Below are 26,799 nucleotides of genomic sequence, written 5' to 3' on the forward strand. Positions count from 1 at the left end.
ATAACCTAAAGCGCGATGACGATTCATCCTGATCGCATCGCGCTTTAGTCAGCTCAGGGCCGGGTCGCGGGATTCGAAGCTCACGACTTGGTCGCGCGCACGTTCGATCAGATCGATCAGATTGCGGGATTTACGGACGAGCTGCTCGGTGGCCGGCTGGGTGCGAAACTCCGCCAGCACGGCGCGAACGCACTTGCTGGCGGCATCGAGCGTCCAGAGCGTACGGTTCACGTCGGCCTGCGTCTGGATGCCCGAGATATCGAGACCCGAGAGAACGTGGCCGATGCCGTCCAGCCGCTTCACCGCCGTATCGATCGGTGTTCGGGCCTGGACGGAATCATCGATGCTGCTGAATGCGCTGAACAGACTCATACCTCCCCACTGAACGCAGATGGTCAGTGCACGTCGTAGTTATGGCGGGCGTGGCCTGCGTCGCAATGCGTTCGGTTACGGTCCGGGATTCTACCGAACTCGAGCGGGTGCGAACCGGCGGTAAAATCAAACTGCCGTGGCTCCGCGGCCAACCGGGTTGTGCGCGCAATTCCCGGAATGTCGGCCGCGAAACGCTTTCAGCTCTTGAACAGCGTCGGCCGCGGTCGCGCGAATGTTTGCCGGCCGCCCTTGAAGCCCATCAGGACGTCGGGCAGCTCGGCGATGGCGAATCGGCTGTTCTTGGTATCGAGCACGATCAGATCGGCGGGATTGCCGACCTTGATGCCGTAGTCGGCGAGGTTCATCAGCCGGGCCGGCAGCTCGGTCACGAGATCAAGGCAGGTCTCGAAGTCGCTCACCGAGGCGTGTGCGACATTGGCGTAGAAGTTCGCCATCCGCAGCAGCGAGGCATCGCCGAACGGCGTGAAGGGATTGAGCACGTTGTTGGTCGCGACCGAGCAGAGCACGCCGTCGCCGGCAAGCTTGTGGGCGAGGGTCAGCCCACGCGGCGCGTTGTGCGTGGCCTCGCGCCCCATCAGATAGAGATCGGTCGCGGGCAGGACGGTGACCGCAACGCCTGATCTTGCCAGTTGCGCGGTGGCCGCCTTCATCCGGTCCGGCGGCAACGCCGACAGTTTTGTCGCATGGCCGATCGCGACTCGTCCGCCGTACTTGCGCTGCTCGGTCTGGCGGCAGACCTCGTCGAGGTGCCACCAGGAGGGATCGAGATCGAAGTCGAGATGGAGGTCGACGTCGACGTCAAATTCCTGGGCAAGATCGAAGATGCGCGCAAGGTGCGCGTTCGGGTCGGTGTCCATGTAGGGACAGCCACCGATCGCTCCACCACCCTCGCGGAGCGCCTGGATCAGCAGCTCCTCGGCTCCGGGATCGTTGGTGAGGCCTTCCTGTGGAAAGACGCAGAGCTCGAGATCGATCGCCCAGGCGTAATCGTGCTTCAGCGCCTTGACCGCTTCGAAGCCGCGCAGGCCGATGCGTGGGTCGATCTCGACATGGGTGCGCATGCGCGTCGTGCCGTTGACGATGGCGCGTTCGAGCACTCTGGCGCCGCGTGCGTAGACGTCCTCGATCGTGAAATCCTTCTTCATCGCGGCGACGGCGCGGATCGCCTCCGAGACGCTCCCGTGGTCATGCCCACAGCGGCCGAGCAGGCAGGCCTTGTCGAGATGGATATGGGTGTCGACGAAACCGGGCAGGGCAAGGTGCCCGTCGACGTCAACTTCGGCGGCCTCGCAGGCCAGCTTTGGCGCGATCGCGGCGATACGGCCGTCCTTCACGCCGATATCGACAGGTGCGGCGGAAGAGCGCAACAGCGCGTTGCGGAAGATCAGGTCGAAGGCGGTTTGGCTGGTCATGGCGTTGGATTCAGCTGTGGCAACCTAGCGGAAGCCGTAGGCGCGGGCAGCTCCAGATTGTGTGCAGTGCTGAGGTTCGATTGTCCAAAAAATGTGCATGCACTTTGAGCGCCGAATTGTAAAATAGCGGCATCCGGAGAGAACCTCGCGATGTCTACTCCCGCAAAAGCGGAGCGCCCGATGACTGACGCCGAGATTGTTGAAGCCTATCTCACCGCCTCGATGATACCGGATCCCGACGCCGCTGCGGCCTATATGAAGCCGGGCACGGTGATCACGTTCACCGGCGGGCGCGCGTTCGACCATCCGCGCGGGCCGACCGGCTTGAACGCGAAGCGCTATCGTTGGGTCAAGAAGAAGATGGACCGGTTCGACGTCTGTCCGGGCGCGGACGAGACCATCGTCTACAGCGTCGGCACGCTCTATGGCGAGTGGATGGACGGCACGCCGTTCGAAGGCAACCGCTACGTCGATCGCTTCGTCGTGAGGGGCGGGCAGATCGTGAAGATGGACGTCTGGAACGATAGTGCTGAGCGCATCCTCGTTCAGCGCGGGATCGAGGCCTAACTCCGTCGAGCCAGCTTCGGCAGCTTGATCACCCGATTGCTCGTCACCTCGTCCGCATAGGGTGCGAGGATGTCGAGCAGATCGCGGCCGCGCTGTGGAGTGGGAGCGACCAGCGCACGATTTGCCACGGAATCCAGGTGATGATGCATCAATTCCATCACCTTGGCCGCATCGCCCTTGGCCAGCGCTGCGATGATGGCGCGGTGCTCGTTGATGGCGCATTCGGTGGAATGCGGCCGGCTGTACAGCGACAGCGTCAGGCAGCAGCGATAGGCGACCTCGCTGACATAGCGCACCAGGATCGGGCTGTTCGTCATGTGGGCGAGCAGGATGTGGAATTCGGTCGCGAGTCGGATCGACACCGCATCGGTGCCGCCGCGGGCGCGATCCTCGGCATCGACATGGGCGTTCAGCTCGGCGATCTGCGCCTTGGTCAGCTTGCCCGCGAGCTGGCGCACGACGAGGCGTTCGAGCTCGATGCGGATGTCGAAGGCATCGCGCGCCTCCTGCCAGCTCGGCGTCGCCACCACGGCGATCCGGTTGCGGCGGAGCTCGACGAGGCCTTCGGCGGCGAGTTGGCCCAGCGCATGACGGGCAATCGTGCGGCTGACGCCGAAGCGCTCGCCGAGCGCGTCCTCCGGCAGTTTGGCGCCGGGCTCCAGCGCCTGCTCGATGATGGCACGCCGGAGCGCGCGGCAGATCACGCTGACCTTGTCCGACGACTCAGAAGTCTTGCTGCTGACGTGCGCCGCCATCGGCGAATCCCATAGGAGTGACATCTCTCTTTAGCACAGGCCCGCATCGATTCAGCGCTTCAATTGCATGCAGTTTGGCTCTCGGATTGCCTAAATCGAATCCGGCGGTTTGGCGCAGGTTTTCGGCTAGGTCATTGATTTTGCGGGGCCCGACCACTGGCATCCAGCTTGCATGCACTTTTCCTGTGATGCGCATGCAACCCAACGCCCAGTTCGACGGTCGGCCTATTCCCGAAGGCTCCGCGGCGACCGCCATCGAGTTGTCCGAGGCCTCGGTGACCTTCGGGCGCGGCGACCGCGCCGTGCCTGCTTTGTCGAAGACCACGCTCAAGATCGCCGACGGCGAGTTTGTCGCATTGGTCGGCCCGTCCGGATGCGGCAAATCGACCATCTTGCGTCTCGTCAGCGGCCTGGTTCAGCCGACCAGCGGCGTCGTGATCGTCGGCGGCCGCGAGGTGGCGGCGCGGGCGATGCGGGTCGGCATGGCCTTTCAAAACCCGACCATGCTGCCGTGGATGACGATCGAGCGGAATATCATGCTGCCGCTGAAGATCGTCGAGCCGTTCCGCTCGAACTACCGCAGGCTGCGCAAGACCGAATTCCGCGACAAAGCCAATGCCCTGCTGGAGCAGGTCGGCCTCAAAGGGTTTGGTAATCGCTATCCCTGGCAGCTCTCCGGCGGCATGCTCCAGCGCGCCAATCTGTGCCGCGCGTTGATCCACGAGCCGCGCATGCTGCTGCTGGACGAACCCTTCGGCGCGCTCGACCAGTTCACCCGCGAGGAGCTGTGGGCGATCCTCCAGACCCTCTGGATCACGCACAAGCCGACCGTGCTGCTGGTCACGCACGATCTGCGCGAGGCGGGATTCCTTGCCAGCCGTATCTGCGTGATGAGCGCGCGTCCCGGCCGCATCCTCGACGACAGCCGCGTCGCGTACGCGCGGCCGCGCACCGTGGCGATGACGTTCGAGCCGGATTTCGTCGCGCTGAACCAGAAGCTGCGCGCCTTCATCGAGGATGCGCGCAGCGCGGTTGATCAGGGGGCAGGCTGATGTTCGGGATCGATATCAGGCAGAAGGCGTGGTCGGCGGGGCTGATCGTGCTGTTCTTCGTCGCCTGGGAGCTGTTCTGCCTCATGACCGGCATGTCCGACCTGGTGCTGCCGCGACCCTCGCAGGTGTTCGTGACGCTGGTCCAACGCTTCCCGGTGCTGTGGCCGCATATCGTGCAGACGCTCGCCACCACCATGTTCGGTTTCGTGCTTGGCGTCGCGTTCGGCGTCGCCCTCGGTGCGATCATCGGCGTCTCGAAGACGGCCTACGACACCTGCTATCCACTGTTGATCGGCTTCTCCTCGATTCCCAAGGTCGCGGTGGTGCCGATCTTCGTGCTGTGGTTCGGCTCCGGCACCGTGCCGGCGGTGCTGACCGCGCTGTCGATCTGCTTCTTCCCGATCGTTGTCAATATCGCGACGGGCCTTGCCACCACCGAGCCTGAACTCGAGGACGTCTTGAAAGCGCTCGGCGCCAGCAAGCTCGACATCCTCTGGAATGTCGGTCTGCCCAGAACCATGCCGTTCTTCTTTGCTTCGCTGAAGGTGGCGATCTCCTATGCCTTCGTCGGCGCGGTGCTGTCGGAGACCGTCGCCTCCAACCGCGGCATCGGCAACGTCATGATGACCGCGTCCTCCAATTTCAATGTGCCGCTGGTGTTCGCGGGGTTGTTCGTGCTCGCCGGGCTCGGCGTGGCCCTCTACGTCGTTTTCTCGCTGATCGAAGGGCAGGTCACCGGCTGGGCCACGCGCAAGAACGACGTGATCGCCACCTGATTTCCAAAACCGTCACGCAACGAAGCTGAGGAGATCTCGATGTTGAGGAAAGTAACCGCCGCGCTGCTGGGATTGACGCTGTCCGCCGGTGCCGTCACGGCGCAGGAGACAACGATCAAGTTCACGCTGGGCTGGAAAACCCAGGGCAGCGACGCCGCCTTCTTCTATGCCAAGGACAACGGCTTCTTCAAAGAAGAAGGTCTCAACGTCATCATCGATCAGGGCGAGGGCTCCGGCGCCACCGTCACGCGCGTGATGTCCGGGGCCTACGACGCGGGCTTCGGCGACGTCAACGCCATCATCCAGAACGCCTCGACCAAGCCGCAGGAGGCGCCCGTCATGGTCTACATGATGTGGAACCAGCCGCCGTTTGCGATCGTTGCCAAGAAGAGCAGCGGCATCAACACCATCAAGGATTTCGAAGGCCACACGCTCGGCGGTGCGCAGGGCACGCCGACGACGCGCCTGTTGCCGGTGTTCACCCGCAAGAACGGGCTCGACGGCGAGAAGATCAAGATCTCCAACATGGCGCCAAATCTGCAGGAGCCGATGCTGATCAAGGGCGACATCGATGCCGCCCTCGTGTTCAACATCACGAGCTATTTCAACCTGGTGCTCAACCGCCAGGATCCGGACAAGGACTTCAAATGGTTCTCGTTCGGTGAATATGGCCTCGATCTCTATTCCAACGGCGTGATGGTCTCCCGCAAGCTGATCGCCTCGAACCCGAAGGCCGTCGCGGGCCTGGTGCGCGCCATCAACAAGGGCGCTATCGCGGTCGCCAAGGACCAGAATGCCGGCATGAAGGCGGCACTGAACTACGACAATCTCATCAACGCCGAGGTGGAGAAGCGCCGGCTGCAATATTCCTTCGAGAAGCTGATCGTCTCGCCGGAGATGAAGGAGATCGGCATCGGCGACATCAAGGACGATCGCATGACCCGCGCCATCGGCATCGTGGTCGAGGGCTATCAGCTCGCCCGCGCGCCGACGCCGGCAGAGGTGTTCTCGCGCGAATTCCTGCCGCCGCGCGCGGAGCGGGAGCTGGTATATACCGCCAACTGAACTTGGAGGGACAGCCATGGCCACGGAGATTTCGGCAGCCTGCCTGTTCCGTGGCCCTGACCGTGGCGTCAGCGATAACGTCGTGCTGCGGCACGGCGACGGCTTCATCACCGAAATTTCGGAAGGAGCGGGGCCGGGACCTCGCTCCTTCGTCATCCCCGCCTTCGTCAACGCACATGATCATGCCCGCGCCACGGCGTCGTCCTTCGGCGCGGTCGGCATGCCCCTGGAAAGCTGGATTCTACGCACCGCGCTGGGCTCGCCGGTCGATCCCTATCTGACAGCCGTCTCGGCATTGGCCCGTTCCGCCAGGGCGGGCTGCGCGGCGATGATGGTCCATTACACGCGCCCGAGCGGGACGCTGCCGTTGGTCGACGAGGCCAAGGCCATCGCGAAAGCCGCATCCGACGTCGGCATCCGCATCGCGTTTGCATTGGCGGTGCGTGACCAGAATCCCGTCGTCTACGGCGATGCCGAGCCGGTGCTTTCAGGGCTTCCCGGCGACGATCGCAAGACCATCGAGGATCTCTTCGTTCGCGCGCCGCTATCGCCGAAGGCCTATATCGAGCTGACCGACGCGATTGGCACGGCCATCGCCGGGCCGATGATCGACGTGCAGCTCGGGCCAGCCGGCGTGCAATGGTGCTCCAAGCCGCTGCTGGAGGCGGTGGCGGAACATTCCGCGCGGACCGGCCGGCGCATTCACATGCATCTGTTGGAAACGGTGTACCAGCGCGCCTGGGCCGACCAGCACTTTCCGGACATGGTGCGCTGGCTTCGCGACGTCGGCTTTCTTTCCGAGCGGCTGACGCTGGCGCATTGCATCCACGCCCGGCCCGAAGAGCTCGAGATGATCGCGGCCTCCGGCGCGCGCATCGTCACCAATTTCAGCTCGAACATGCATCTGCGCTCGGGCCTCGCCCCGATCGCCGCCGCGCACGGATGCGGCTGCGCCATCGCCGTCGGCGTCGACGGCCTGGCGCTGGACGAGGATGACGACATTTTGCGCGAGATGCGGCTGGTGCAGATGGTCCATGGCGGCCTCGGCTTCAAGGCGACATGGACGCCGGCCGAGATGTTTTCGCTCGCCATCCGCAACGGGCGCCATGCGACCGGCGCGCCTGGGAATGGTGAGCTCGCCGCGGGCAATCCGGCCGACTACGTCGTGATCGATCTCGATCGGCTCGATCGAGACCAGATCATGCCGGTCGATCCCATGGCGCTGCTGTTTGCGCGTGGCAACGCGTCCCTGGTGAAGGAGGTCGTCGTCGCCGGCCGGACAATCGCGCGGGAGGGGGTCTGCGTTGGCGTCGACCTGCCGGCGGTCGAGCGGGAATTGCAGGCGATGTACCGCGCTAATGTCGGCAAGCTCGATGGCTTCAGGCGAACGTGGCCGTCCCTGTCGGATCGGCTGAGCGGCTGGTTCGAGCAGCAGTTGACCTGCGAGTGACGCGCCGATGCGCGTCGCGGAGGAATATATATCAAACAGCGATAGCAGGTAGACGCAGCCTGGTCTGGCGCTTGACCGACCTGTCGGCTATCAGCTCCGCGATAGCTCGACACCATTCCCCTTCGAGGAGCCCCTGATGCGCCTACCGACCATTCTCCTGGCCCTGACATGTCTTGCCGGTGCAGCTTCGGCCGAAGAGCTCACGGGCACGCTTCAGAAGGTGAAGGAGACCAAGAAGATCACGCTGGGCTATCAGGAGGCCTCGGTGCCCTTCAGCTATCTCGACGGCAACCAGAAGCCGGTCGGCTTTGCCATGGATATCTGCCTCCGTATCGTCGATGCCGTGAAGAAGCAACTCGGCATGCCAGACATTTCGGTCGAGACCGTCGCGGTGACGTCCTCGAACCGGATCCCCTTGATGGTCAACGGCACGCTTGACCTGCATTGCTCGGCGACCACCAACAATGCCGACCGCCAAAAGCAGGTCGCCTTCACCAACACGCATTTCCTCAGCGCGACGCGGTTCGCGGCCCGGAAGGCGGCGAACATCAAGACCATCGACGATCTCAAGGGCAAGGCGGTCACGGCAGTTGCGGGATCCGTCAACCTGACGCAGCTCGCCAAGGTCAACACCGAGCGCAATCTCGGCATCAACATCATGCCGGCCAAGGACCAGGCCGAGGCCTTCCTGCTGCTGGAGACCGACCGTGCCCAGGCCTACGCGCTCGACGACGTCCAACTCGCGGTCGCGATCGCACGGTCGAAGGAGCCGCAGGCTTACATGATCAGCGAGGAGGCTTTCTCCAAGCCCGAGCCCTACGGCATCATGCTGCGGCGGGAGGATGCGCCATTCAAGGCGCTCGCCGACCGCGCCACCGCGGAGCTTTATGCCAGCCCGGAGATCGAGGTGCTCTACAAGAAGTGGCTGCAATCGCCGACGCCGCCGAACGGCCTCAACTATAACGTCCCGATGTCGCCGGCTTTGCGCAACGCCTTCAAGAAACCGAGCTCCAGTGCCGATCCCGATGTCTACGCGGTGAACTGAGGCGCGGGCCCGAAGCGCCAGCAGATCGCCGGCTTCGCGCTGCACATCGCTGTGCCCTCTCCCCTTGTGGGAGAGGGCAGCTCCGCTGGTAGACCCAAGCTCGCTCGGGTGAGGGGTCTGTCTCCGCGCTTGCCGTGCGGAGAGAGACCCCTCATCCGGCGCTTCGCGCCACCTTCTCCCACAAGGGGAGAAGGGAAGAACGACGGGCGGATCTTCGGGCGTTATGCGACCCTGTACTCCCTGAAGCGCTCGCGCAGCGCCGATTTCAGCACCTTGCCGGTGCCGGTCATCGGGAATTCGTCGAGGAATTCGACGGCGTCCGGCAGCCACCAGCTCGCGATCTTCGGACGCATGTGTTCGAGCAGCGTCTTTCCATCGACGGTCGCTCCCTTCTTGCGGACGACGAGGAGCAGGGGACGCTCCTGCCATTTCTCGTGGCTGATGGCGACAACGGCCGCTTGCAGCACGTCGGGGTGGGACAGTGCGATGTCCTCGAGCTGGATCGAGGAGATCCACTCGCCGCCGGACTTGATCACGTCCTTGGAGCGATCGGTCAGCGTGACGTGGCCTTGTGGGTCGATCACGGCCATGTCGCCGGTGATCAGCCAGCCGTCGCGGTCGAGGCCTTCCTCCAGCTTCATGTAGCCGGAGGCGACCCAGGGCCCGCGGGCGCGCAAATGCCCGACGGTCTTGCCGTCGCGCGGCAGCTCGACGCCGGCGTCGTCGACGATGCGCAAATGCGTGCCGAAACAGGCGCGGCCCGAGACCTGGCGGCGGTCGAATTTCTCCTTCTCGCTGAGATGCTCCGAGCCAGGCCGCAGGCCGGGCATCGAGCAGCCCAGCGCCTCGGTCATGCCCCAGGCCTGGATGTAGTCGACATTGTACTCGCGCTTGAGCTTCTCGACCATCGCGCGCGGCGGGGCCGAGCCCGATGACAGCGTCGCGCGCAAGGCCGAGAATTTGTTGCCGGTCCGCCCGAGCCAGTCGAGCAGGATCAGCCAGAAGCTCGGCACGCCCGCCGACAACGTCACCTTCTCACCTTCCAGCAATTCATAGAGCTTGTCCGGCTCGTAGTTGCGGCCGGGCAGCACCAGCTTGGAGCCGGTATAGGGCGCGGTGAACGGCATGTTCCAGCCATTGCCGTGGAAGAGCGGCGCCATCGGCATCATCACCTCGCGCACGCCTTCGACGTGTCCCGGCAGGAAGTCGAAATTGCAGCAGGTCATGGTTTGCAGGATCGCGGCGCGGTGCGAATAGATCACGCCCTTGGGATTGCCCGTCGTACCCGAAGTGTAGCAGATCGTGGAGGCGGACTTCTCGTCGAACTCCGGCCAGGCGAAGCCGGCATCGCTCTCCTTGTTCAGAAGCTCTTCGTAGCAATGGACGTTCGCGAGCTTCGTCTCCGGCATCCGCTCGCGCGAGGACATCACGACATAGGCCTCGACCGTCTTCAGCTGCGGCGCGATCGCCTCCACGATCGGCAGCGTGGCGCGGTCGATGAAGAGCAGGCGGTCCTCGGCATGGTTGATGATGTAGACGAGCTGCTCGGGAAACAGCCTGGGATTGACGGTGTGCAGCACGTAGCCCATGCCTGGCGCGGCGTAGAACATCTCGAAATGCCGGTGCGTATTCCAGGCCAGCGTTCCGACGCGGTCGCCTTGCTTCATCCCGAGCCGCTTCAGCGCCAGCGCCATGCGCTTGATGCGCGGATGCGCGTCGGCATAGGTGTAGCGATGGATGTCGCCCTCGATCTCGCGTGCGACGATCTCGGCTTCGCCATGATAATCGGCCGCGTATTGGATCAGGCCGCTGATCAGCAGCGGCATGTCCATCATCAATCCCTGCATGGTTTCCCTCCGGATAGCCATGTCGTTGCATGGCGTAGGATCGTGATTTGCGCTTGAGGTTAGCGGAACGTCATGCAGCGTTCACGTAAAAAACAAAGAGCCTGATTGCATGCCGCGCTTTTTCGGCGCTAACGTGCGGTGAGCTGTCGGCGAGGCAGCATGCGCGGAGGAATCGAATGTCAGCGGAAAGACACAAGACCGATGCAAGCGGCGCTTCTACGGTTGATATTTCCGCTCTCCGTGCCCGCTATCGCGACGAGCGCGACCGCCGTCTGCGCGCCGAGGGCAAGGCGCAGTATGTCGAGGTCGCGGGCGAGTTCGGCCGTTATCTCGACGACCCCTGGGCTGATCCCGGATTTGCGCGCGCGGCTATCAGCGAAGCGACCGAAGTGCTCATCGTCGGCGGTGGCTTCGGCGGCCTCTTGTGTGGCGCGCGGTTGCGCGAGGCCGGCATCGCGGATTTTCGTATCGTGGAAAAGGCCGCCGACTTCGGCGGCACCTGGTACTGGAATCGTTATCCCGGCGCCGCCTGCGATACCGAGAGCTATATCTATCTGCCGCTGCTGGAAGAGACCGGCTACATGCCGGTGCGCAAATATGCTAGGGCGCCGGAGATCTACGAGCACTCGCGCCGCATCGGTCGGCATTTCGGGCTGTACGAGCGCGCGCTGTTTCAGACCGTCATCTCGCGGATGACCTGGCAGGAGCATGAGGCGCGTTGGCTGGTCGAGACCGATCGGGGCGATCAGATCCGCGCCCGCTTCGTTATCCTCGCCGGTGGACCGCTCAGCCGTCCGAAGCTGCCAGGCATTCCCGGCATCGAGACGTTCAGAGGTCACAGCTTTCATACCAGTCGTTGGGATTACGGCTACACCGGCGGCAATGCCGACGGCGGCCTGACCGGTCTTGCCGACAAGCGCGTTGGCATCATCGGCACCGGCGCCACCGCCGTGCAGTGCGTGCCGCATCTCGGCCGCTCGGCAAAGGAGCTCTATGTGTTCCAGCGAACGCCGTCCGCGATCGGGGTTCGCGATGATCGTCCGACGGACCCGGCCTGGGCGCAGAGCCTCAAGCCAGGCTGGCAGCGCGAGCGCATGGACAATTTTACGGCCGTGATTTCAGGCGAGCCGTTCGAGCAGGACCTGGTGCAGGACGGCTGGACGGGCCTGCTCGGCGAGATCCTGCTGGCACCGCGCCGGCAACCGCAGCCGGTGACCTCGCTGGAGGAGGCGCTGAAGGTGATCGAGCAGGCCGACTACCGCAAGATGGAGGAGATCCGCGCCCGCGTCGACACGGTGGTCAAGGACGAGGCGACCGCGGCTGCGCTCAAGCCCTGGTACAAGGCGTTCTGTAAGCGGCCGTGCTTCCACGACGAATATCTCGACACCTTCAACCGTCCCAACGTGCATCTCGTCGATACCGGGGGGAAGGGCGTCGAACGCATCACCGAGCATGCCGTCGTCGCTGGCGGCAGGGCCTACGAGCTCGACTGCCTGATCTATGCCAGCGGCTTCGAGGTCGGCACCGATTACGCTCGCCGCATGGGCTTCGAGGTCTATGGCCGCGACGGCATGAGCCTGTCCGAGCGCTGGCGGGACGGCGTCAAGACGCTGCACGGTTTCTACAGTCGCGGCTTTCCGAACTGCTTCTTGATCGTCACCGTGCAGGCCGGCCAGAGCGCCAATTTTCCGCACATCATCGATGAGCAGTCGCAGCACATCGCCTATGTCATCAAGCAGGCGCGCGCGTGCAACGCACGCACCCTGGAGCCGACGCTTGCCGCCGAGAATGCCTGGGTCGAGGAGGTCGTCAAGGCCGCGCTCGGCCGACAGACCTATCTCGCCGAATGCACGCCGGGCTACTACAACAACGAAGGTGTGTTCGATCCGATCGCGGCAAGAAACAGCCAATATTGGCGCGGGCCGGTGGCATTCCTGCGGCTGCTCGACAAATGGCGCAAGGAGGGCAGGCTGGAAGGCCTCGAATTGTCCTATGATCAGGCCATGGAGTCGGCGCGTTCTGCCGGGTAAGATTGTGCCGCCGAGCGGTACAGGACAGGAGAGGTCGGGCATGATCAGGGGCAGGGCTGTTGCGGGAGCGGTTCTTGGCGCAATGACGCTGCTCGCTTGCCTGGCATCCTCCGCCGAGGCCGCGCAATGCGGTAGCTCGCCGGCCGGTTTCGAGGCCTGGAAGCGCGAGTTCAGCGCGGAGGCGCAAGCCAAGGGCATCGGCCCCACCGCGCTGTCGGCGCTGATGCAGACGAACTATGCCAGCGCCACGATCGCGGCCGACCGCGGCCAGCGCAGCTTTTCGCTGACGCTCGACCAGTTCCTGGCCAAGCGCGGCGCCACCACCATCGTCGCCAAGGGCCGGCAGCTCAAGCAGTCGCAGGCCGCCTTGTTCGCCTCGATCCAGCAGCGCTACGGCGTCCCGCCCGGGCCGCTGATCGCGATCTGGGGCATGGAGACCGGCTTCGGCAGCCAGCGCGGCAACCAGAACATGCTGTCGTCGATCGCGACCCTCGCTTATGACTGCCGCCGTCCCGAATTCTTCACCGACCAGCTCTATGCCGCCCTGAAGCTGATCGACCGCGGTACGCTGTCGGGATCGACCCGCGGCTCCATGCATGGCGAGGTCGGCCAGACCCAATTCATGCCCAAGAACATTCTGGCCTACGGCACCGGAAATCTCGAAGTTGCGGCCAATGCGCTAAACTCGACGGCAAATTTCCTCAAAGCCCATGGCTGGCGCGCGGGAGCCGGATACCAGCCGGGCGAGCCGAATTTCGCCGCGATCGAGGCCTGGAATGCCGCCGGCGTGTACCAGAAGGCGATCGCGCTGATGGGCCGGCAGATCGACGAGGGCGGGGCTGCTGCGGCCTCGCGCTGAGCTCTTGCTCAGCGACGTGTGATGCGAAGGCAAGAGAAAGTTGTTGCCTTCTGGAACCGACGGCACGAGGTTTGCTTTGATCAAGTTCAGGGCTGGGCATGAGGAGACTCAACATGGCTACCCAGATCGTGATGGACCAGACTGGCGATACGCGCCACGAGTTTGATCCTGGCAATGCCGAAGCGCTGGCGCGAGCCGAACGGCGCTTTCGTGAGCTGACCGGAGCGGGCTTCACCGCCGCGCTTCGAACCGGACCCGGCGAAGTGACCCGCATCCGATCGTTCGATCCGACCGCGCAGGAAACGCTGTTCTATCCCCGTCTGGTCGGCGGTTGATCTGAGCTGCTCATGTTCGCGGCAGTTTGGCTCCGCGCGCCGGCGCGTGCGCGCCTGCATGCGCTGCGTGAACTCTATCGCCGATTCTTCGGCGAGAACACGCCGGATGCGCGCGGCCGCCGGCTCCTGGCCGAATGGCTGTCACCGGCGCAGCGCGCGCAATTCGAGCAATACCGGTATTTCGACGTCGTCGGTTGCGACACTGGCAGGACCTATCGCATCCACTACGGCACAGCCGCCAACGTCCACGAGGTCGACAGTGAGGGGCGCGCGACGATGGGGTGGTGCTTCGTCCCGTCAGGCTTCCTGGTGCCGGGCGACGTGATGCTGGCGCAGAAGATCGCGCTCGAGACGGACGAAAAGGGGGCGCTTGCGCTCGCCAACCGGTTTCCGCCGGCGACGCATTCCGAGCACTTCTACCGGCGACCTTTCTAGCGTCGGGAAGGAAGACGGGAGGGAAGAACGGTCAGGAATGCGTGGTGCGATAGGCGTCGAACGCATGCGCCGCGAAGACGCCGATGCTGCACAGCGCGAGCAGGGCTGAGATTAGCTCGATCATAGCTCGTCCTCCCGCAGCGGCTGGGCAACGAGGTTCTGGCAGCACGAAAATTCGTAGATCAGGTCGAGGATGAACTGCATGGTGGCCGTCCCTGTATTTATTTTGACAACCACTTAACCGGCCATCTGTTTCAGGCGTGTTTCGTCGCATCGGGAAAGGGGTTTCGTGAGGAACCTTGCGCTGGTTTGTGCGCTGCGGGCCGGCTATATCCCGCATGTCTCAGGCCATTTTGAGCTGTCTCTTCGGGAGCGGCTCGTCATATTGCGAGGCACAATCATGGCGCAGGTCGAGTGGTTCGACGATCTCACCATCGGAATGCGATTCAAATCCCCCGAAGTCGTGGTCACCGAGGTCGACATCAAGCGCTTCGCGGCCGAGTTCGATCCGCAGCCGATGCATCTCGACCACGAGGCGGCGAAGCAGACCCTGTTCAAGGGGCTTGCCGCCTCGGGATGGCACACCGCCGCGATCGCCATGAACCTTGCGATCCAGACCCGTCCGTTCGGCCCGCATCCGCTGATCGGCGCCGGTGTGGACGGCCTGCGCTGGACCATGCCGGTACGGCCCAACGACCGCCTGCACCTGGTCGGCGAGGTCATGAGCCTGACGCCGTCGAAATCGAAGCCGCAGGGAGTCGCGCTGGTGAAATGGACCATGTTCAACCAGAACGGCGAGGAGGTTTACACCTTCACTCCGATCGCGATCGTGCCGCGGCGGGGGTAGCATGGCCGCTGGGCGTTCGCCTCTCCCCCTTGCGAGCTCCCGGCGGAGATGGTCATCTCGGCGCGGGGAACGCGCTGGAGGCGATATGAAACGATCTCTTCTCGCTGCCGGAATTCTTGTTTGCGCCTTCAGCGCAACCGCTTCGAGGCCCGCGCTTGCGCAACAATCCAAGGTCGGCGACTGGACCATCGAGAAGCGCGCGCAGGATACCCATTGCAATGCCAGCCGCGGCTACAAGGACAAGGATGACGAGAACCGCGACTACGTCATCGTGATCACTTATTCCGAGCAGGCGATCGTGATCGTGATGATCTACGACGGTTGGGAATGGGACAAGGCCGGTGAGATCCTCCGCGCCGATGTCGGCACCGACGACGCCGACATCATGAAGAAGGCCAAGTGGGAGGTCATGGACAAGACCACGGTGCGCGGCATCTTCGCATACGACCAGTCGATCATGGACCGCCTCGCGAAGGCCAAGCGCCTCACGCTCGACTTCGAGGACGACGAGGATGACAGCATCGAGATGCAGATTCCGCGGGCCGGCGAGGCGCTGGCGGCGTTGAAATTCTGCGAGGAGAACCGGAAATAATCGGTCCGATCCTGTTGGACCCGCCGCGGGCGTTGCGCGGCGGGACTCTTGTCACTCGGCAGGCCCGTGGACCGGCGCCGCGCTGATGTCGCTGCCGTGATGGATCAACGGCTTCATGCCCGTGACGGTTCTGAGCAGCACATAGAACACCGGCGTCAGGAACAGGCCGAACACGGTGACGCCGATCATGCCCGAGAACACGGCAACGCCCATGGCGCGCCGCATCTCCGAGCCCGCGCCGGTCGAGAGCACCAGCGGCAGCACGCCCATGATGAACGCCATCGACGTCATCAGGATCGGGCGCAGCCGCAAGCGGCTGGCTTCGATCGCGGCCCGGATCGGCGTGCGCCCGGCGAATTCGAGCTCGCGGGCGAATTCGACGATCAGGATCGCGTTCTTGGCGGAGAGGCCGACCAGCACGATGAGGCCGATCTGGGTGAAGACGTTGTTGTCTCCCTTGGAGATCCAGACGCCGAACATCGCGGCGAGCAAGCCCATCGGCACGATCATGATGATCGACAGCGGCAGGGTCAGGCTCTCATACAGCGCGGCCAGCACCAGGAACACCAGGAGGATCGCCAGCGGAAACACCCAGATGCCGGAATTGCCGGCGATGAACTCCTGATAGGTCAGGTCGGTCCATTCGAAGGCAAAGCCCGGCGGCAGTACTTCCGCCGCGATCCGCGTGGCGGCTTCCTGCGCCTGGCCCGACGAGAAGCCCGGCGCAGCCGCTGCGTTGATATCGGACGACAGGAAGCCGTTGTAGCGGATCGCGCGCTCCGGCCCCGCGCTCTGGCGGATCTTGAGCAGCGCTGACAAGGGCACCATGTCGCCGGACGACGAGCGCACCTTCAACTGTCTGATGTCGTCGGCGCGGGCGCGGAACGGCGCGTCGGCCTGGACGCGGACGGAATAGGTGCGGCCGAACTTGTTGAAGTCGTTGACGTAGTAGGAACCGAGGTAGATCTGCAGCGTGTTGAACACTTCGGTCACGGGCACGCCCAGCTGCAGCGCCTTGGTGCGGTCGATGTCGGCGAACAGCTGGGGCACGTTGACCTGGAAGCTGGAGAACACGCCGGCGATCTCTGGAGCCTTCTGCATCGCCGCCATGAAGGCGTTAGTCGCCTCGTTCAGGGCGTCATAGCCGAGACCGGCGCGGTCCTCGATTTGCAGCTTGAAGCCGCCGATGGTGCCGAGGCCGTTGACAGGCGGCGGCGGGAACATGGCGATGAAGGCTTCCTGGATGCCGGCATATTTCTTGTTCAGCTCGGCCGCGATCGCGGGGCCGCTAAGCGAGGGATCCTTGCGTTCGTCGAACGGCTTCAGCGTCGAGAACACGATGCCGGCGTTGGAGGAGTTGGTGAAGCCGGAGATCGACAGGCCCGGGAAGGCCACCGAGCTCTCGACACCGGGCTGGGTCAGCGCGATGTCGCTCATCTTGCGGATCACCTCCTCGGTGCGGTCGAGCGTGGCGCCGTCGGGCAGGCGGGCGAAGCCGACAAGGTACTGCTTGTCCTGGCCGGGCACGAAGCCGCTCGGCACCTGCTGGAACAGAAACGCCGTCAGCCCGACCAGCACCACATAGAGGCCCATCACCGCGGCCTTGCCCGAGATCACCTTGCCGACGGTGCCGCTGTAATTGTCCGAGGAGCGCGTGAAGGCCTTGTTGAAGCCGCGGAAGAACCAGCCGAGGCTCTTCTCCATGATCCGCGTCAGCCGGTCCTTCGGCTCGTTGTGGCCCTTGAGCAGCAGCGCCGACAATGCCGGTGACAGCGTCAGCGAGTTGATGGCGGAGATCACCGTCGAAATCGCGATCGTCAGCGCGAACTGCTTGTAGAACTGCCCGGTGAGGCCGGAGATGAACGCGAGCGGCACGAACACCGCGATCAGCACCAGCGCGATCGCGATGATCGGACCCGAGACCTCGCGCATCGCCTGATAGGTGGCATCGCGCGGCGACAGCCCGGCCTCGATATTGCGCTCCACATTCTCGACCACGACGATGGCGTCGTCGACGACGATGCCGATGGCGAGCACGAGCCCGAACAGGCTGAGCGCGTTGATGGAGAAGCCGAACACGTGCATCACCGCGAACGTGCCGACGATCGACACCGGCACGGCCAGCAGGGGGATGATCGAGGCCCGCCAGGTCTGCAGGAACAGGATCACCACCAGCACCACCAGCGCGATCGCCTCCAACAGCGTGTGGATCACAGCCTCGATCGAGGAGCGCACGAACTGGGTGGGATCGTAGACGATCTGGTAGGACACGCCTTCCGGCATGTTCTTCTTGATCTCCGCCATGGTGGCGCGGACATTGTCGGAGATCTGCAGCGCGTTGGAGCCGGGCGCCTGAAAGATCGGAATCGCCACCGCCTGCTTGTTGTCCAGCAGCGAGCGCAGTCCGTATTCGGAAGCCCCCAGCTCGATGCGAGCGACGTCGCGCAGGCGAACGACCTCGCCGCGCGTGCCGGTCTTGACCACGATGTCGCCGAACTGCTCCTCGTTGGCGAGTCGGCCTTCCGCATTGACCGAGAGCTGGAGATCGATGCCCTTGACGTTCGGCGACGAGCCGACCACGCCGGCGGCGGCCTCGACGTTCTGCGCCTGGATCGCCCTTACAATGTCGCTGGCGGTCAGGCCGTGCTCGGCCGCCTTCTGCGGATCGACCCAGACCCGCATCGAATAGTCGCCGGCGCCATAGAGCTGGACGTCGCCGACGCCGTCGATCCGCGCCAGCCTATCCTTGACGTTGAGCACGGCATAGTTGCGCAAATACGTCATGTCGTAGCGGCCGTTCGGCGACAACAGATGCACGACCATGGTGAGGTCGGGCGACGACTTCTTGGTGATGATGCCGAGCTGGCGCACCACATTGGGCAGGCGCGGCTCGGCCTGCTGCACCCGGTTCTGCACCAGCTGCGTCGCCTTGTCGGGGTCGGTGCCGAGGCGGAACGTCACCGTCAGCGTCATCGCGCCGTCGGTGGTCGCCTGGCTCGACATGTAGAGCATGTTCTCGACGCCGTTGATCTGCTCCTCGATCGGCGTCGCCACCGTCTCCGCGATCACCTTGGGGTTGGCGCCGGGATAGGTCGCGCGCACCACGACGGAGGGCGGCACGACGTCGGGATATTCCGAGATCGGCATCGCGAACAGCGAGATCAGGCCGGCCAGGAAAATCAGGACCGACAGCACGCCGGCGAAAATCGGACGATCGATGAAGAACTTTGAGAGATTCATGGCCTTGCCCTGGGCAATATCCTGCGGTTCTCCGAGCGCCGCTCTGTCATTCCGGGGCGCGCGCATCGCGCGCGAACCCGGAATCCAGAGGTGAAGTGGTCGGAGTTCGTAATTTCCAGATTCCGGGTTCGCTATGCGCGCCCCGGAATGACAGAGAGCACTAGCGTTGCACGACGTCCTGGTTGCTGTGGTTTGACGCCTGCTGTGGGCCCCGTGCGCCCATCTGTGCAATCTCCGTCTTGAGAAGGGCGCCCGGACGCACGCGTTGCAGGCCGTTGACGACGATGCGGTCGCCGGACTTCAGGCCCGAGGTGACGATGCGAAGCCCGTCGACGGCGCCGCCAAGGGTGACCGGCCGGTAGACGGCGCGGTTGTCGTCGCCGACTGCCATCACGAATTTCTTGTCCTGGTCGGTGCCGATCGCGCGCTCGTCGATCATCACCAGCGCCTGTTGCTTCGGCTGGCCCATGCGCACGCGCGCGAACTGGCCGGGGATGAGGCGCCCGTCGTCGTTGCGGAACATCGCGCGGACACGGATGGTGCCGCTCTGGCCGTTGACCTGATTGTCGATGAGCTGGATGTTGCCCTTCGCGGACAAGCCGCCCGAGGTCGTCATCTCGACCGGGATCTGATCGAGCTGGCCGCGTTGGCCGGTGCTATCTGCGATCGAGTTCAGTGCGCGCAGCACCACCTCTTCGTCCGCATCGAACGAGGCGTAGATCGGATTGACCGAGACCAGAGAGGTCAGCACCGGGGAGGCGGTGCCGGCGGCGACGAGATTGCCGACGGTGACCTCGATCTTGCCGACGCGGCCATCCACGGGGGCGCGCACTTCGGTGTAGTCGAGATTGAGCTTTGCGGTCTGCAGTGTCGCCTCGGCCGCCTTGACGTTGGCGATCGCTTCGCGATTGGCGTTGTCGCGCTGGTCGTAGTCGCGCCGGGTGACCACGGCGTTGCCGACGAGCTGCGCGCCGCGCTCGAGCTCGCTCTGGGTGAAGACGACGCGCGCTTTCGCGGCCTCGAGCTGGGCGGCAGCTTTGTCGACCTCGGCCGCATAGGGAGCGGGATCAATCTTGAACAGCACGTCGCCGGCCTTCACCAGCGCACCTTCGGTGAAGTTCGCTGACATGATCGCACCCGCAACACGCGGGCGGAGCTCGACGCGGTTGATCGCCTCGAGCCGGCCGGAGAAATCGTCCCACAGCACGGTCTGCCGGGGCTCGATCATCGCGACGGTGACGGAAACAGCTTGTTCAGCCGCGGCCGCCGGTGCGGTCGCTTGCGCCGCATGAAAATAGCGGCCGGTCACGATCGAGCCGGCCGCGGCGAGGGCGCCCACGATGGCGACGCCGCCGAGAAGGCGGCGGAAACGGCCGGTGCGGGAGGTATTTTGGGAGGGGTGCATTTGCGCGCTCCAGATATGTAGTGTTCACTACAGATGTGGAGCTGGATACCGCAGTGCAAGATACTTATGTACCAATCACTAAGAAAATTGTACGCCGGTACCGCGACGATTGGAAGACACAAGAAAAAGAAAGCTAGAACAAATAGATAGGATCCGGCGTTAGGCTGAGACCAGACGCCGAATCCGAGGAGACAGGCACATGGGCATGGGACGCCCCCGCGAATTCGACGCCGAAACGGCGTTGGACCAGGCGATGGAAGTGTTTTGGCGCCATGGCTATGAGGGCGCGACCATTGCCCAGCTCACCGAGGCCATGGGCATCAATCCGCCCAGTCTCTACGCCTGCTTCGGCAACAAGGAAGGCCTGCTGAAGGCCGCGCTCGACCGCTACACCAAGCTGCGCAACATCTGGATGGACGAGGTGGTCGCGGCGCCCACAGCCCGAGCCGTTGCCGAGCGCATGCTGATGGGCATCGCCGACAAGCAGACCGATCCCGCCAATCCGCCCGGCTGCCTGCTCGTGCAGGGCGGCATCGCCTGCGGCACCGGCTCAGAAAACGTCCCCTTCGAGCTCGCCGCGCGCCGCGCCCAGAACGAGGACCAGCTCCGCGACCGTTTCGTCCGGGCCAAGGCGGAGGGCGATCTCAAGGAGAGCGCCGATCCGGCCGCGCTCGCGCGCTATGTCTCGGCGGTGTCCGTCGGCATGGGCGTGATGGCGTCGTCAGGCGCCGATCGCGAAGCGCTGCGGCAAGTGGCGCGTGTTGCCGTGCAGGCGGTCGAGGCGCAATCATCTGACAGACCGCAATAGCATCGCCGGCCCGCATCTTGCGCGCCGCCGCGGCCACCTCTTGGATTTGCAGCGACCATGTTCGCCCTGACGTTTCTCGGGACATCGGCGAGCGTTCCCTCGGCGGAGCGCAACCATCCGGCGCTTCTCGTGGAAGCCGCAGGCAAGCGCGTCCTGGTCGATTGCGGCGAGGGCACGCAGCGCCAGCTGCTGCGCAGCGGCGCCGGCTTCCGGCGGCTCGACCGCATCCTGCTCACCCACGCCCATCTCGACCACGTGCTCGGCATCCCCGGGCTGTTCTCGACGCTCGGTTTGCGGCGGACGTCCGAGACGATGACCGTTCACGGCGGCGCAGGCACGCTCGACCTCGTCGCCCGCATGCTCGCCGGCCTGTGGGGCGCGGGCAGGGCGCCGATCGCCGTCGAATTCGCAGCGCTGACCGAAGGACTAGTGATCGACGCCGGTGAATTCACCATCGATTGTTTTGCCGTCCGCCACCGCGACACCGACAGTTTTGGCTTCGTCTTCCAAAGCCCCGCGCGCCGTCATCTTCGGCCTGATCGCCTTATCGCGCTCGGTGTCCCCGACGGCCCCTTGCGCGGCGAGTTGGCCGCCGGCCGACCGATCGTGCTTGCCGACCGAACCATCGACCCGGAGGACGTCCTCTGCCCGCCGAGCGGCGGCAAGAAGCTCGTCGTGATCGGCGACACCGAAACCACCGATGGGCTGTCGCAATACGTAGCCGGCGCCGACATGCTAGTGATCGAGGCGACGTTCCTCGATCGCGACGCGCCGACCGCGCGGAATTACGGCCATCTCACCGCGGCAGAAGCGGCCTCTTTTGCGGCCACGAACAACGTCGGGCAGCTCGCGCTGACGCATATATCGGGGCGCTACGAAGACGAGGAGATCCTGACTGAAGCGGCAAGGATCTTCCCGAACAGCCGGATCGCCGCAGACTTCGACCACATCGTCGTCTAATCAGCACAAAGCGAGGCGACGCCGATGCGGCCGTCTGTTGTCCCGAAGAAACGCGCAACGCTCACGCCATCGGATCTTGGAAAGTGCATGTGACGCCGATCGGGTCGCTCGCGTTCTCCTGCCGTAGTTCCGCGCGTGACACAATAACGGTACGCTCGGGATTTGCGAAAGTCTCGCGCATCTCGATCGTGAGTGCGTTGTCGGCGAGCGTCATCATGCGCCCTGGTCCGACCGCTCCATCCGCGGCCCGCGCCACGCAGTAGCTGAAATCCACGGAACCATAATCCGGAAGCGGAAACAGGTCGCCGCTTCCCGGGTCTGTCGGCCGCTCCACCACCCATTCCACCGATGATCCGAGCGGTTCGATCTTTCCGGGGGGCTGTCGGGCGAGAAACGAGCGGAACTCGCCGGTGGTCTGGTTCTTGATGAAGTACAGAACGTCTCCGCTGACCTGCACCGCAAGACCCGCGAGGATTTCATCGTCGGTCTGGATCGGGAGATTGTCGATCACCGTGATCGCTTGTGGCGTCGTTTCCCTCTCGTCCGAGTTGTGCCACCAATCCCACCAGGCAAAGTGATTTGGCTTGCGGTTGGGCCAGTGGCCGGTGCCGATTTGAGGAAGGGACGTATTGGGTAACTTGCCGTTGCGGCCGTCGAGGCCCACCCACAACAACGATTTTGGATCGTCGGAGTGCGTATTCAGCGCCGGCGCCGATGGCAGACTTACGGCCGGCGCCTTCCATTTGCCTGCGGCGAAAACAATCCGCTGCGGCCAGGGCGTGGAGATCAGCGCCCCCGACCAATTCAGCATCGACTCGAGCGCCCCTCCGAGCGACGGGGGATCGATGGTGCTGAACGTCGGTTGTTTCGCGAAAAAGTCCTTTGAAACCAGAGTTGTCCAAAATTCGAACAGCTCCGGCTCGGTGAGAACATCCGGCTTTTGCGGAATGCCGTAGAGATCGAGCTTGTCCGGGCTGGCCTCGAGAAGGTTGAAGCCGTCAGGCACGACCGCGTACAAGCCGTAGCGATCAGTCTTGGGCATCTTTCCCTCCCGCAAAGTCATCGGTCTCCGTCCATTCGCGCTTGGCGTTGTCGATGAGCTTTGCAAACCTCGGCAGGTACGCTCGATCGAAGAGAATTTTGTCGGTGATCGCGCCTGCGAGTGTCACGCCCGCCACCGTGTCCGAGCGGTAGTGAAGGCCGGCGATTTCGCGATTGCGCGCCACTCTGTCGGCGAGAACGCCGAGCGACTTATCAATCGTGGTTGTCCCTGCAGCTGCCGGCGGGGGGACGGGGCGGCCGAGCGATGGCGGAATGACTTTCGTGAGCAGCCTCGCGAAGACGTGAGCCTGGGTTGCGTGACCGCTTGGGAAGGACGCGTGCCCGCCGTGCTGGATCGGCGACATGAGGCCGGGGACAACCTGAGTTGGACGCGGACGATTGAAATGAGCCTTGTAGTGCATCGTTATCAATGCCGTGAGCGCGTCGGCGACGATCAGCATGCGCGATGTCGCCGGGTGCGTCGTCGCCGTCGCGGACACCAGATGCAGGAACTTGCTGATGAATTCGTCGGCCTCAGAGACGATATCGCCGAGGGCCGCGGCGCGCTCGTGAACCGCCATGTTCCTCAAAGCGACGATATCGTCGTCAAGGCTTCCGGCCCAAGGGGTTGGCCCGGCGCCGAGCAGCGCAAAGCCGCCGAGCCTGTCGAGCCAATCTCCCCGACTGGCGAGATCGGACATCACGACCCAGGCGTACCACCTGGTCGACCACAGCCTCATGCCAAAGCCGCTGGGATCAAATCTGGCGCCGGCGATATCGCGCTCGCTTATGAATGGGCGATCGACGCGGTCGCTGAACATGGCGCCGCCTGATCCGCCTGCGTTGCCGCCGTAGCCTCCATACCCGCCATAGCCCCCGTAGCCGCCATATCCGCCATAGCCGCCGTATCCGCCATATCCTCCGTATCCGCCTGCCATGTGTGCCTCCTCTGTTTAAGACTTGTCGGCGCCGCTCTTGCCGTCTCCGTGCCGAAGTGCCGATGCCAACCGTGAGAGCGCAGCTTCGACGCGCGCCAGGGTCGGCTTCGGCCATGGCGACGTCGCGATCCACTTCAGGTCGATCTCACCCGCCGACATCAGTGTTTGGGCAAAATTCTGCGCATCGTCGAGGCGTCCGCTCTCCACGAGTGCGGCAACGAGGACGCGCAGGTTCACCTGATTGCTGGGCAATTGCGTCGCAACCCGCGTCGCGTGTTCGATGGCAGATGTGAGGTCGTGCATGGCAAAGTAGGCCTGAGCCGAGATCATCTCGGCGAACCAGGCGTGCCGGTCTCGCGGCGACAGGCGTAAATTGATGGCTGCATCGCCGAGTGCGTCCGCATATCGTTCGCAGCGGACATGCACGGCAGCCCGGTATGCGAATGCGAGCGCGAGGTTCGGGGTGAGCTCGATGGCGCGGTCGAGCTGTTTGAGCGCCCCGGCGTGATCGTGCTTGCATTGCGACAGTGTGTAGCCGCCGACGGCATTGGCGAGCGGATCGGCCGAGTTGCGCTCGAGCGCTCGTTCGGCGAGCGCGCGCGCGGTGTCGAGCTCGTTCGGTGCATTCGCGGACCATCCGCGCGCCACGCGCTGCATGTGCCAGATCGCGCTGTAGGACAGCGGCGGAGCCCAATTGGGGCTGAGCATGTGCGCCCGCTCGAAATTGGTTCGCGCCGTCACGAATGTCGTGTAGTCAGGACTGAACATCTGATCGTAACCGACCAACGCCAGTTGATAGGCGTCGAGGTCGTCTGGTCTCTTCTGCATGGCGCGGTGAAGCTCCCGGTCGCGGACTTGGGGCGCCAGCGAGCGTATGACCTCGACGGCGATGCGATCCTGCAGGTCGAAGACATCGGCTGCAGTCCCGCTGAGACGATCGACGCGGACGACTTCGACCGTTTCGGCGGCAACGAGCTCGGTCGAGATCCGGATCTGATCGCCGGCGCGCTGAATGCTTCCGTGAAGCAGATATTGCGCATTGAGATCGCGGCCGATGGCACGCAGGTCCGGCGTCTGCGATGCCGGCATCATCGTAGAGCCGCGGGAAATGACGAACAGCTCTTTCAAACCCGACAGAGCCTGGACGACGCTGTCGACGATGCCGATCGTGAATTGAGGCTCCAGAGCGGGCGAGAGCGCGCGAAAGGGAAGGACGGCGACCGACGGTCGGCTGACGACGGATCCGGTCAGGGCGACAGCGGGTGCCGCTACGGCAGATGGAGCCGGTCGTACGACGGTTTCGGGCTGCTGCTGCCGCAGGCCGGCAATCAAGTCCTGCGTGAGTTTGTGCGGCTCGATGTCGTAAGCATCTTCGAGTTGGCGCCAGAGGCGCGCATAGATCGCGAGTGCCGCGCCAATGCTTCCAGTCGCGAGATGGCTCTTGATGAGAACACGAATGGCCCGCTCGTTCTCGGAATCCAGCCGGTGGATCGCCTTCGCTGCAGCTTCCGCGGTTGCCGTCACGACTGGGTCGGTCTCACCGGGCAGCAGCCTCGTCAGCGCGTCGATCAGCCGTTCGTGGATCAGAGGCCGCGTCTCTGCGAGCCATTCCGAGAATGCCGGATCGACGCCTTCCAGGTCGTCGAGGATATCGTCGGTCAGCCGTTCGCGCGTGAGCAGGAGTGGATGGACGATACCGCGCTCGGCATCGGAGATGATCTCGACCAGATCACAGGTCACTCGTTCGATCTCGAGTTCCACGTGGATCTGGTCTGCGTGGAAGTACGGACAGCCGAGCGCTTTTAGCTCGCGCTGAATCTGGCTTAACGATTGGCGCAGCGAACCCTTTGCGAGCGGATCTTCCTTCTCGCTCCAGAGCAGCCCGACCAACTTGCTCCTGGGCAACTGGCGTGCGGAGGAGAGCATCATATAGCCGAGAAGCGCTTGCGCCTTTCGGCCGAGCCCGACCTCTTGCCCGCCCACGGACGCCGAGAATGCTCCGATGATTTTAAGTGTCAGGTGGCGGCGCTCGTCTGCGCCAACCGCCTCGTTGCTGTTGACTCCGGACATCTCGTCCCATCCCCCGTCGATGGTCTCGACGACAGTGTAGGAGGGCAGGTTCCGGGTGGCCAGACTTGGCAGAATGCAGACGATCGGTTCGCGCGGTCTGCGAAGCCAATGACAGGTGAGCTCAGGAATACAGCCCGCCGGATCTAACGCAATTCGGGAATGGTACATCTCGGGTCGTCAGATGGTCAAGGGTTGCGGAATGATTGAAATGCGACTTGCGGGCGGAATGAAAAATGGCTCATCACTTCGAGCCGACGGGCGTGAAATCAGCGTGAATCGGCGGATATTCGGCGGCATGCGGGGGCATTCGCCGCGTCGTCGACAACTCACGCGCGAGCTCGATCCGACTTGTTCGCCTTGTCCGACGTATCGCCCGCGGCAGGATCGTGTGGCGGCAAATCGCGTGTGATCGCAGCAGCGTGTTGGCGCGCACCGGATTCACGGGCCATTCACGATCTGCGTCCACCTATGTTTCGTTCACGACCGAAGGGTCGCGCAACTAGGCAAGGGAGAGGCGTATCATGACAGTCCTGCTGAGAAACACTTTCAGAGCCTGGATCGATCGCGCGCCCGGCGCGCCGCCCAAGCTGATCATGACGGGAGATGTGCGGGTGCCGACCAACGGCTGGCAAGCCCGGCTGACAAAGCGCTCGCCGCAAGGGATCAATCCGAAGATCCTGATCCTCGACGTGAATGCACAGGAGCCGAGCGGCGAGGCCCCGCAGGAGATCACGACGATCCCGCTTCGCTACGAGGAAAGTCCGCCGCAGGACGAATACGGCCAGGTGATGATTACGAACGGCAAAGGCGAGATCGTCGTCCACATCGCCCGCCCGTATTGATAACGTGCTCTGGCCGGAATGGTCATTTCCGATCC

Annotated in this window: 24 protein-coding genes; 15 read left to right on the top strand and 9 right to left on the bottom strand. The window is 64.0% G+C overall.

The window, feature by feature from the left end:
* Nucleotides 1-48: 48 nt before the first annotated feature.
* Both HZZ16_RS02890 and HZZ16_RS02895 read right to left on the bottom strand, forming a co-directional pair.
* On the bottom strand, nucleotides 49-372 hold the full coding sequence (locus HZZ16_RS02890; protein ID WP_311973637.1) for a hypothetical protein: 324 nt from the start codon (nucleotides 370-372) through the stop codon (nucleotides 49-51).
* A gap of 197 nt (nucleotides 373-569) precedes the next feature.
* Nucleotides 570-1,805, bottom strand: coding sequence for an amidohydrolase family protein (locus HZZ16_RS02895; RefSeq protein WP_197946989.1), 1,236 nt, complete (start codon nucleotides 1,803-1,805; stop codon nucleotides 570-572).
* A 150-nt stretch (nucleotides 1,806-1,955) separates the two neighbouring features.
* On the opposite strand from HZZ16_RS02895, the gene HZZ16_RS02900 reads away from it, so the two are divergent.
* Nucleotides 1,956-2,372 (top strand): nuclear transport factor 2-like protein, encoded by a 417-nt coding sequence (locus tag HZZ16_RS02900; RefSeq protein ID WP_197946990.1) that lies wholly within the window; start codon nucleotides 1,956-1,958, stop codon nucleotides 2,370-2,372.
* Here HZZ16_RS02900 and HZZ16_RS02905 read toward each other — a convergent pair.
* Complete coding sequence (locus HZZ16_RS02905; RefSeq protein WP_197946991.1) at nucleotides 2,369-3,127, bottom strand: GntR family transcriptional regulator; 759 nt, start codon at nucleotides 3,125-3,127, stop codon at nucleotides 2,369-2,371. The two genes, HZZ16_RS02900 and HZZ16_RS02905, sit on opposite strands and share 4 nt — an antisense overlap.
* A 188-nt stretch (nucleotides 3,128-3,315) precedes the next feature.
* Between HZZ16_RS02905 and HZZ16_RS02910 the strand changes: the two genes are divergently transcribed.
* The 5 genes from HZZ16_RS02910 to HZZ16_RS02930 all read left to right on the top strand — a co-directional run bounded on the left by HZZ16_RS02910 (nucleotide 3,316) and on the right by HZZ16_RS02930 (nucleotide 8,515).
* Nucleotides 3,316-4,179, top strand: coding sequence for an ABC transporter ATP-binding protein (locus HZZ16_RS02910; RefSeq protein WP_197946992.1), 864 nt, complete (start codon nucleotides 3,316-3,318; stop codon nucleotides 4,177-4,179).
* The gene (locus HZZ16_RS02915) at nucleotides 4,179-4,955 is read left to right on the top strand and encodes an ABC transporter permease (RefSeq protein ID WP_197946993.1); all 777 of its coding nucleotides are present in this window, start codon (nucleotides 4,179-4,181) and stop codon (nucleotides 4,953-4,955) included. Before HZZ16_RS02910 ends, HZZ16_RS02915 begins: the two co-directional genes overlap by 1 nt.
* A gap of 39 nt (nucleotides 4,956-4,994) precedes the next feature.
* On the top strand, nucleotides 4,995-6,020 hold the full coding sequence (locus HZZ16_RS02920) for an ABC transporter substrate-binding protein (protein WP_197946994.1): 1,026 nt from the start codon (nucleotides 4,995-4,997) through the stop codon (nucleotides 6,018-6,020).
* 16 nt (nucleotides 6,021-6,036) lie between these two features.
* Entirely contained in the window at nucleotides 6,037-7,470 is a 1,434-nt protein-coding gene (locus tag HZZ16_RS02925; RefSeq protein WP_197946995.1) for an amidohydrolase family protein, read from the top strand.
* A 136-nt stretch (nucleotides 7,471-7,606) separates the two neighbouring features.
* Nucleotides 7,607-8,515 (top strand): amino acid ABC transporter substrate-binding protein, encoded by a 909-nt coding sequence (locus HZZ16_RS02930; RefSeq protein WP_197946996.1) that lies wholly within the window; start codon nucleotides 7,607-7,609, stop codon nucleotides 8,513-8,515.
* Between the two features lie 221 nt (nucleotides 8,516-8,736).
* Here the strand turns inward: HZZ16_RS02930 and HZZ16_RS02935 are convergent, their stop codons facing one another.
* Nucleotides 8,737-10,362 (bottom strand): long-chain fatty acid--CoA ligase, encoded by a 1,626-nt coding sequence (locus HZZ16_RS02935; RefSeq protein ID WP_197946997.1) that lies wholly within the window; start codon nucleotides 10,360-10,362, stop codon nucleotides 8,737-8,739.
* A 176-nt stretch (nucleotides 10,363-10,538) separates the two neighbouring features.
* On the opposite strand from HZZ16_RS02935, the gene HZZ16_RS02940 reads away from it, so the two are divergent.
* The 6 genes from HZZ16_RS02940 (at nucleotide 10,539) to HZZ16_RS02965 (ending at nucleotide 15,460) form a co-directional block, all read left to right on the top strand.
* Entirely contained in the window at nucleotides 10,539-12,392 is a 1,854-nt protein-coding gene (locus tag HZZ16_RS02940; protein WP_197946998.1) for a flavin-containing monooxygenase, read from the top strand.
* Nucleotides 12,393-12,432: 40 nt separating this feature from the next.
* Nucleotides 12,433-13,251: a lytic murein transglycosylase gene (locus HZZ16_RS02945; RefSeq protein WP_197946999.1), complete on the top strand. Its 819-nt coding sequence runs from the start codon at nucleotides 12,433-12,435 to the stop codon at nucleotides 13,249-13,251.
* 113 nt (nucleotides 13,252-13,364) lie between these two features.
* Nucleotides 13,365-13,586, top strand: a complete 222-nt coding sequence (locus HZZ16_RS02950) for a hypothetical protein (protein ID WP_007592399.1) — start codon at nucleotides 13,365-13,367, stop codon at nucleotides 13,584-13,586.
* Nucleotides 13,587-13,598: 12 nt separating this feature from the next.
* On the top strand, nucleotides 13,599-14,021 hold the full coding sequence (locus HZZ16_RS02955) for a hypothetical protein (protein WP_197947000.1): 423 nt from the start codon (nucleotides 13,599-13,601) through the stop codon (nucleotides 14,019-14,021).
* Nucleotides 14,022-14,421: 400 nt separating this feature from the next.
* Nucleotides 14,422-14,868 carry a MaoC family dehydratase gene (locus HZZ16_RS02960; RefSeq protein ID WP_197947001.1) on the top strand — a complete coding sequence of 149 codons (447 nt, stop codon included), beginning with the start codon at nucleotides 14,422-14,424 and terminating at the stop codon, nucleotides 14,866-14,868.
* Nucleotides 14,869-14,953: 85 nt separating this feature from the next.
* The gene (locus tag HZZ16_RS02965) at nucleotides 14,954-15,460 is read left to right on the top strand and encodes a hypothetical protein (protein ID WP_197947002.1); all 507 of its coding nucleotides are present in this window, start codon (nucleotides 14,954-14,956) and stop codon (nucleotides 15,458-15,460) included.
* Between the two features lie 51 nt (nucleotides 15,461-15,511).
* Here HZZ16_RS02965 and HZZ16_RS02970 read toward each other — a convergent pair whose 3' ends face one another.
* Nucleotides 15,512-18,700 (bottom strand): efflux RND transporter permease subunit, encoded by a 3,189-nt coding sequence (locus tag HZZ16_RS02970; RefSeq protein WP_197947003.1) that lies wholly within the window; start codon nucleotides 18,698-18,700, stop codon nucleotides 15,512-15,514.
* A gap of 160 nt (nucleotides 18,701-18,860) precedes the next feature.
* Nucleotides 18,861-20,105 (bottom strand): efflux RND transporter periplasmic adaptor subunit, encoded by a 1,245-nt coding sequence (locus tag HZZ16_RS02975; protein WP_197947004.1) that lies wholly within the window; start codon nucleotides 20,103-20,105, stop codon nucleotides 18,861-18,863.
* A gap of 199 nt (nucleotides 20,106-20,304) precedes the next feature.
* On the opposite strand from HZZ16_RS02975, the gene HZZ16_RS02980 reads away from it, so the two are divergent.
* Together HZZ16_RS02980 and rnz are read left to right on the top strand one after the other, a co-directional pair.
* A complete protein-coding gene (locus HZZ16_RS02980) occupies nucleotides 20,305-20,913 on the top strand; it encodes a TetR/AcrR family transcriptional regulator (protein ID WP_197947005.1) in 609 nt (202 codons plus the stop codon).
* A gap of 57 nt (nucleotides 20,914-20,970) precedes the next feature.
* A complete protein-coding gene (gene rnz, locus HZZ16_RS02985) occupies nucleotides 20,971-21,873 on the top strand; it encodes a ribonuclease Z (RefSeq protein ID WP_197947006.1) in 903 nt (300 codons plus the stop codon).
* A gap of 61 nt (nucleotides 21,874-21,934) precedes the next feature.
* On the opposite strand, the gene HZZ16_RS02990 is transcribed toward rnz, so the two are convergent.
* The 3 genes from HZZ16_RS02990 to HZZ16_RS03000 are packed head-to-tail and all read right to left on the bottom strand — an operon-like array spanning nucleotide 21,935 to nucleotide 25,922.
* The gene (locus tag HZZ16_RS02990) at nucleotides 21,935-22,915 is read right to left on the bottom strand and encodes a G1 family glutamic endopeptidase (protein ID WP_197947007.1); all 981 of its coding nucleotides are present in this window, start codon (nucleotides 22,913-22,915) and stop codon (nucleotides 21,935-21,937) included.
* Nucleotides 22,902-23,852, bottom strand: a complete 951-nt coding sequence (locus HZZ16_RS02995) for a phosphatase PAP2 family protein (protein ID WP_197947008.1) — start codon at nucleotides 23,850-23,852, stop codon at nucleotides 22,902-22,904. The genes HZZ16_RS02990 and HZZ16_RS02995 overlap by 14 nt, the downstream gene beginning before the upstream one ends.
* A gap of 15 nt (nucleotides 23,853-23,867) precedes the next feature.
* Nucleotides 23,868-25,922, bottom strand: coding sequence for a BTAD domain-containing putative transcriptional regulator (locus HZZ16_RS03000; RefSeq protein ID WP_197947009.1), 2,055 nt, complete (start codon nucleotides 25,920-25,922; stop codon nucleotides 23,868-23,870).
* A 521-nt stretch (nucleotides 25,923-26,443) separates the two neighbouring features.
* On the opposite strand from HZZ16_RS03000, the gene HZZ16_RS03005 reads away from it, so the two are divergent.
* Nucleotides 26,444-26,764, top strand: a complete 321-nt coding sequence (locus HZZ16_RS03005; RefSeq protein ID WP_197947010.1) for a hypothetical protein — start codon at nucleotides 26,444-26,446, stop codon at nucleotides 26,762-26,764.
* Nucleotides 26,765-26,799: the final 35 nt, after the last annotated feature.

This window comes from Bradyrhizobium glycinis, assembly GCF_016031655.1.
GTDB classification, from domain to species: domain Bacteria; phylum Pseudomonadota; class Alphaproteobacteria; order Rhizobiales; family Xanthobacteraceae; genus Bradyrhizobium; species Bradyrhizobium glycinis.

What these genes read in the sequence shown, in the direction of transcription:
- HZZ16_RS02890 (WP_311973637.1), bottom strand. Translation starts at nt 372, where the DNA reads ATGAGTCTGTTCAGCGCATTCAGCAGCATCGATGATTCCGTCCAGGCC.
- HZZ16_RS02895 (WP_197946989.1), bottom strand. Translation starts at nt 1,805, where the DNA reads ATGACCAGCCAAACCGCCTTCGACCTGATCTTCCGCAACGCGCTGTTG.
- HZZ16_RS02900 (WP_197946990.1), top strand. Translation starts at nt 1,956, where the DNA reads ATGTCTACTCCCGCAAAAGCGGAGCGCCCGATGACTGACGCCGAGATT.
- HZZ16_RS02905 (WP_197946991.1), bottom strand. Translation starts at nt 3,127, where the DNA reads ATGGCGGCGCACGTCAGCAGCAAGACTTCTGAGTCGTCGGACAAGGTC.
- HZZ16_RS02910 (WP_197946992.1), top strand. Translation starts at nt 3,316, where the DNA reads ATGCGCATGCAACCCAACGCCCAGTTCGACGGTCGGCCTATTCCCGAA.
- HZZ16_RS02915 (WP_197946993.1), top strand. Translation starts at nt 4,179, where the DNA reads ATGTTCGGGATCGATATCAGGCAGAAGGCGTGGTCGGCGGGGCTGATC.
- HZZ16_RS02920 (WP_197946994.1), top strand. Translation starts at nt 4,995, where the DNA reads ATGTTGAGGAAAGTAACCGCCGCGCTGCTGGGATTGACGCTGTCCGCC.
- HZZ16_RS02925 (WP_197946995.1), top strand. Translation starts at nt 6,037, where the DNA reads ATGGCCACGGAGATTTCGGCAGCCTGCCTGTTCCGTGGCCCTGACCGT.
- HZZ16_RS02930 (WP_197946996.1), top strand. Translation starts at nt 7,607, where the DNA reads ATGCGCCTACCGACCATTCTCCTGGCCCTGACATGTCTTGCCGGTGCA.
- HZZ16_RS02935 (WP_197946997.1), bottom strand. Translation starts at nt 10,362, where the DNA reads ATGCAGGGATTGATGATGGACATGCCGCTGCTGATCAGCGGCCTGATC.
- HZZ16_RS02940 (WP_197946998.1), top strand. Translation starts at nt 10,539, where the DNA reads ATGTCAGCGGAAAGACACAAGACCGATGCAAGCGGCGCTTCTACGGTT.
- HZZ16_RS02945 (WP_197946999.1), top strand. Translation starts at nt 12,433, where the DNA reads ATGATCAGGGGCAGGGCTGTTGCGGGAGCGGTTCTTGGCGCAATGACG.
- HZZ16_RS02950 (WP_007592399.1), top strand. Translation starts at nt 13,365, where the DNA reads ATGGCTACCCAGATCGTGATGGACCAGACTGGCGATACGCGCCACGAG.
- HZZ16_RS02955 (WP_197947000.1), top strand. Translation starts at nt 13,599, where the DNA reads ATGTTCGCGGCAGTTTGGCTCCGCGCGCCGGCGCGTGCGCGCCTGCAT.
- HZZ16_RS02960 (WP_197947001.1), top strand. Translation starts at nt 14,422, where the DNA reads ATGGCGCAGGTCGAGTGGTTCGACGATCTCACCATCGGAATGCGATTC.
- HZZ16_RS02965 (WP_197947002.1), top strand. Translation starts at nt 14,954, where the DNA reads ATGAAACGATCTCTTCTCGCTGCCGGAATTCTTGTTTGCGCCTTCAGC.
- HZZ16_RS02970 (WP_197947003.1), bottom strand. Translation starts at nt 18,700, where the DNA reads ATGAATCTCTCAAAGTTCTTCATCGATCGTCCGATTTTCGCCGGCGTG.
- HZZ16_RS02975 (WP_197947004.1), bottom strand. Translation starts at nt 20,105, where the DNA reads ATGCACCCCTCCCAAAATACCTCCCGCACCGGCCGTTTCCGCCGCCTT.
- HZZ16_RS02980 (WP_197947005.1), top strand. Translation starts at nt 20,305, where the DNA reads ATGGGCATGGGACGCCCCCGCGAATTCGACGCCGAAACGGCGTTGGAC.
- rnz (WP_197947006.1), top strand. Translation starts at nt 20,971, where the DNA reads ATGTTCGCCCTGACGTTTCTCGGGACATCGGCGAGCGTTCCCTCGGCG.
- HZZ16_RS02990 (WP_197947007.1), bottom strand. Translation starts at nt 22,915, where the DNA reads ATGCCCAAGACTGATCGCTACGGCTTGTACGCGGTCGTGCCTGACGGC.
- HZZ16_RS02995 (WP_197947008.1), bottom strand. Translation starts at nt 23,852, where the DNA reads ATGGCAGGCGGATACGGAGGATATGGCGGATACGGCGGCTATGGCGGA.
- HZZ16_RS03000 (WP_197947009.1), bottom strand. Translation starts at nt 25,922, where the DNA reads ATGTCCGGAGTCAACAGCAACGAGGCGGTTGGCGCAGACGAGCGCCGC.
- HZZ16_RS03005 (WP_197947010.1), top strand. Translation starts at nt 26,444, where the DNA reads ATGACAGTCCTGCTGAGAAACACTTTCAGAGCCTGGATCGATCGCGCG.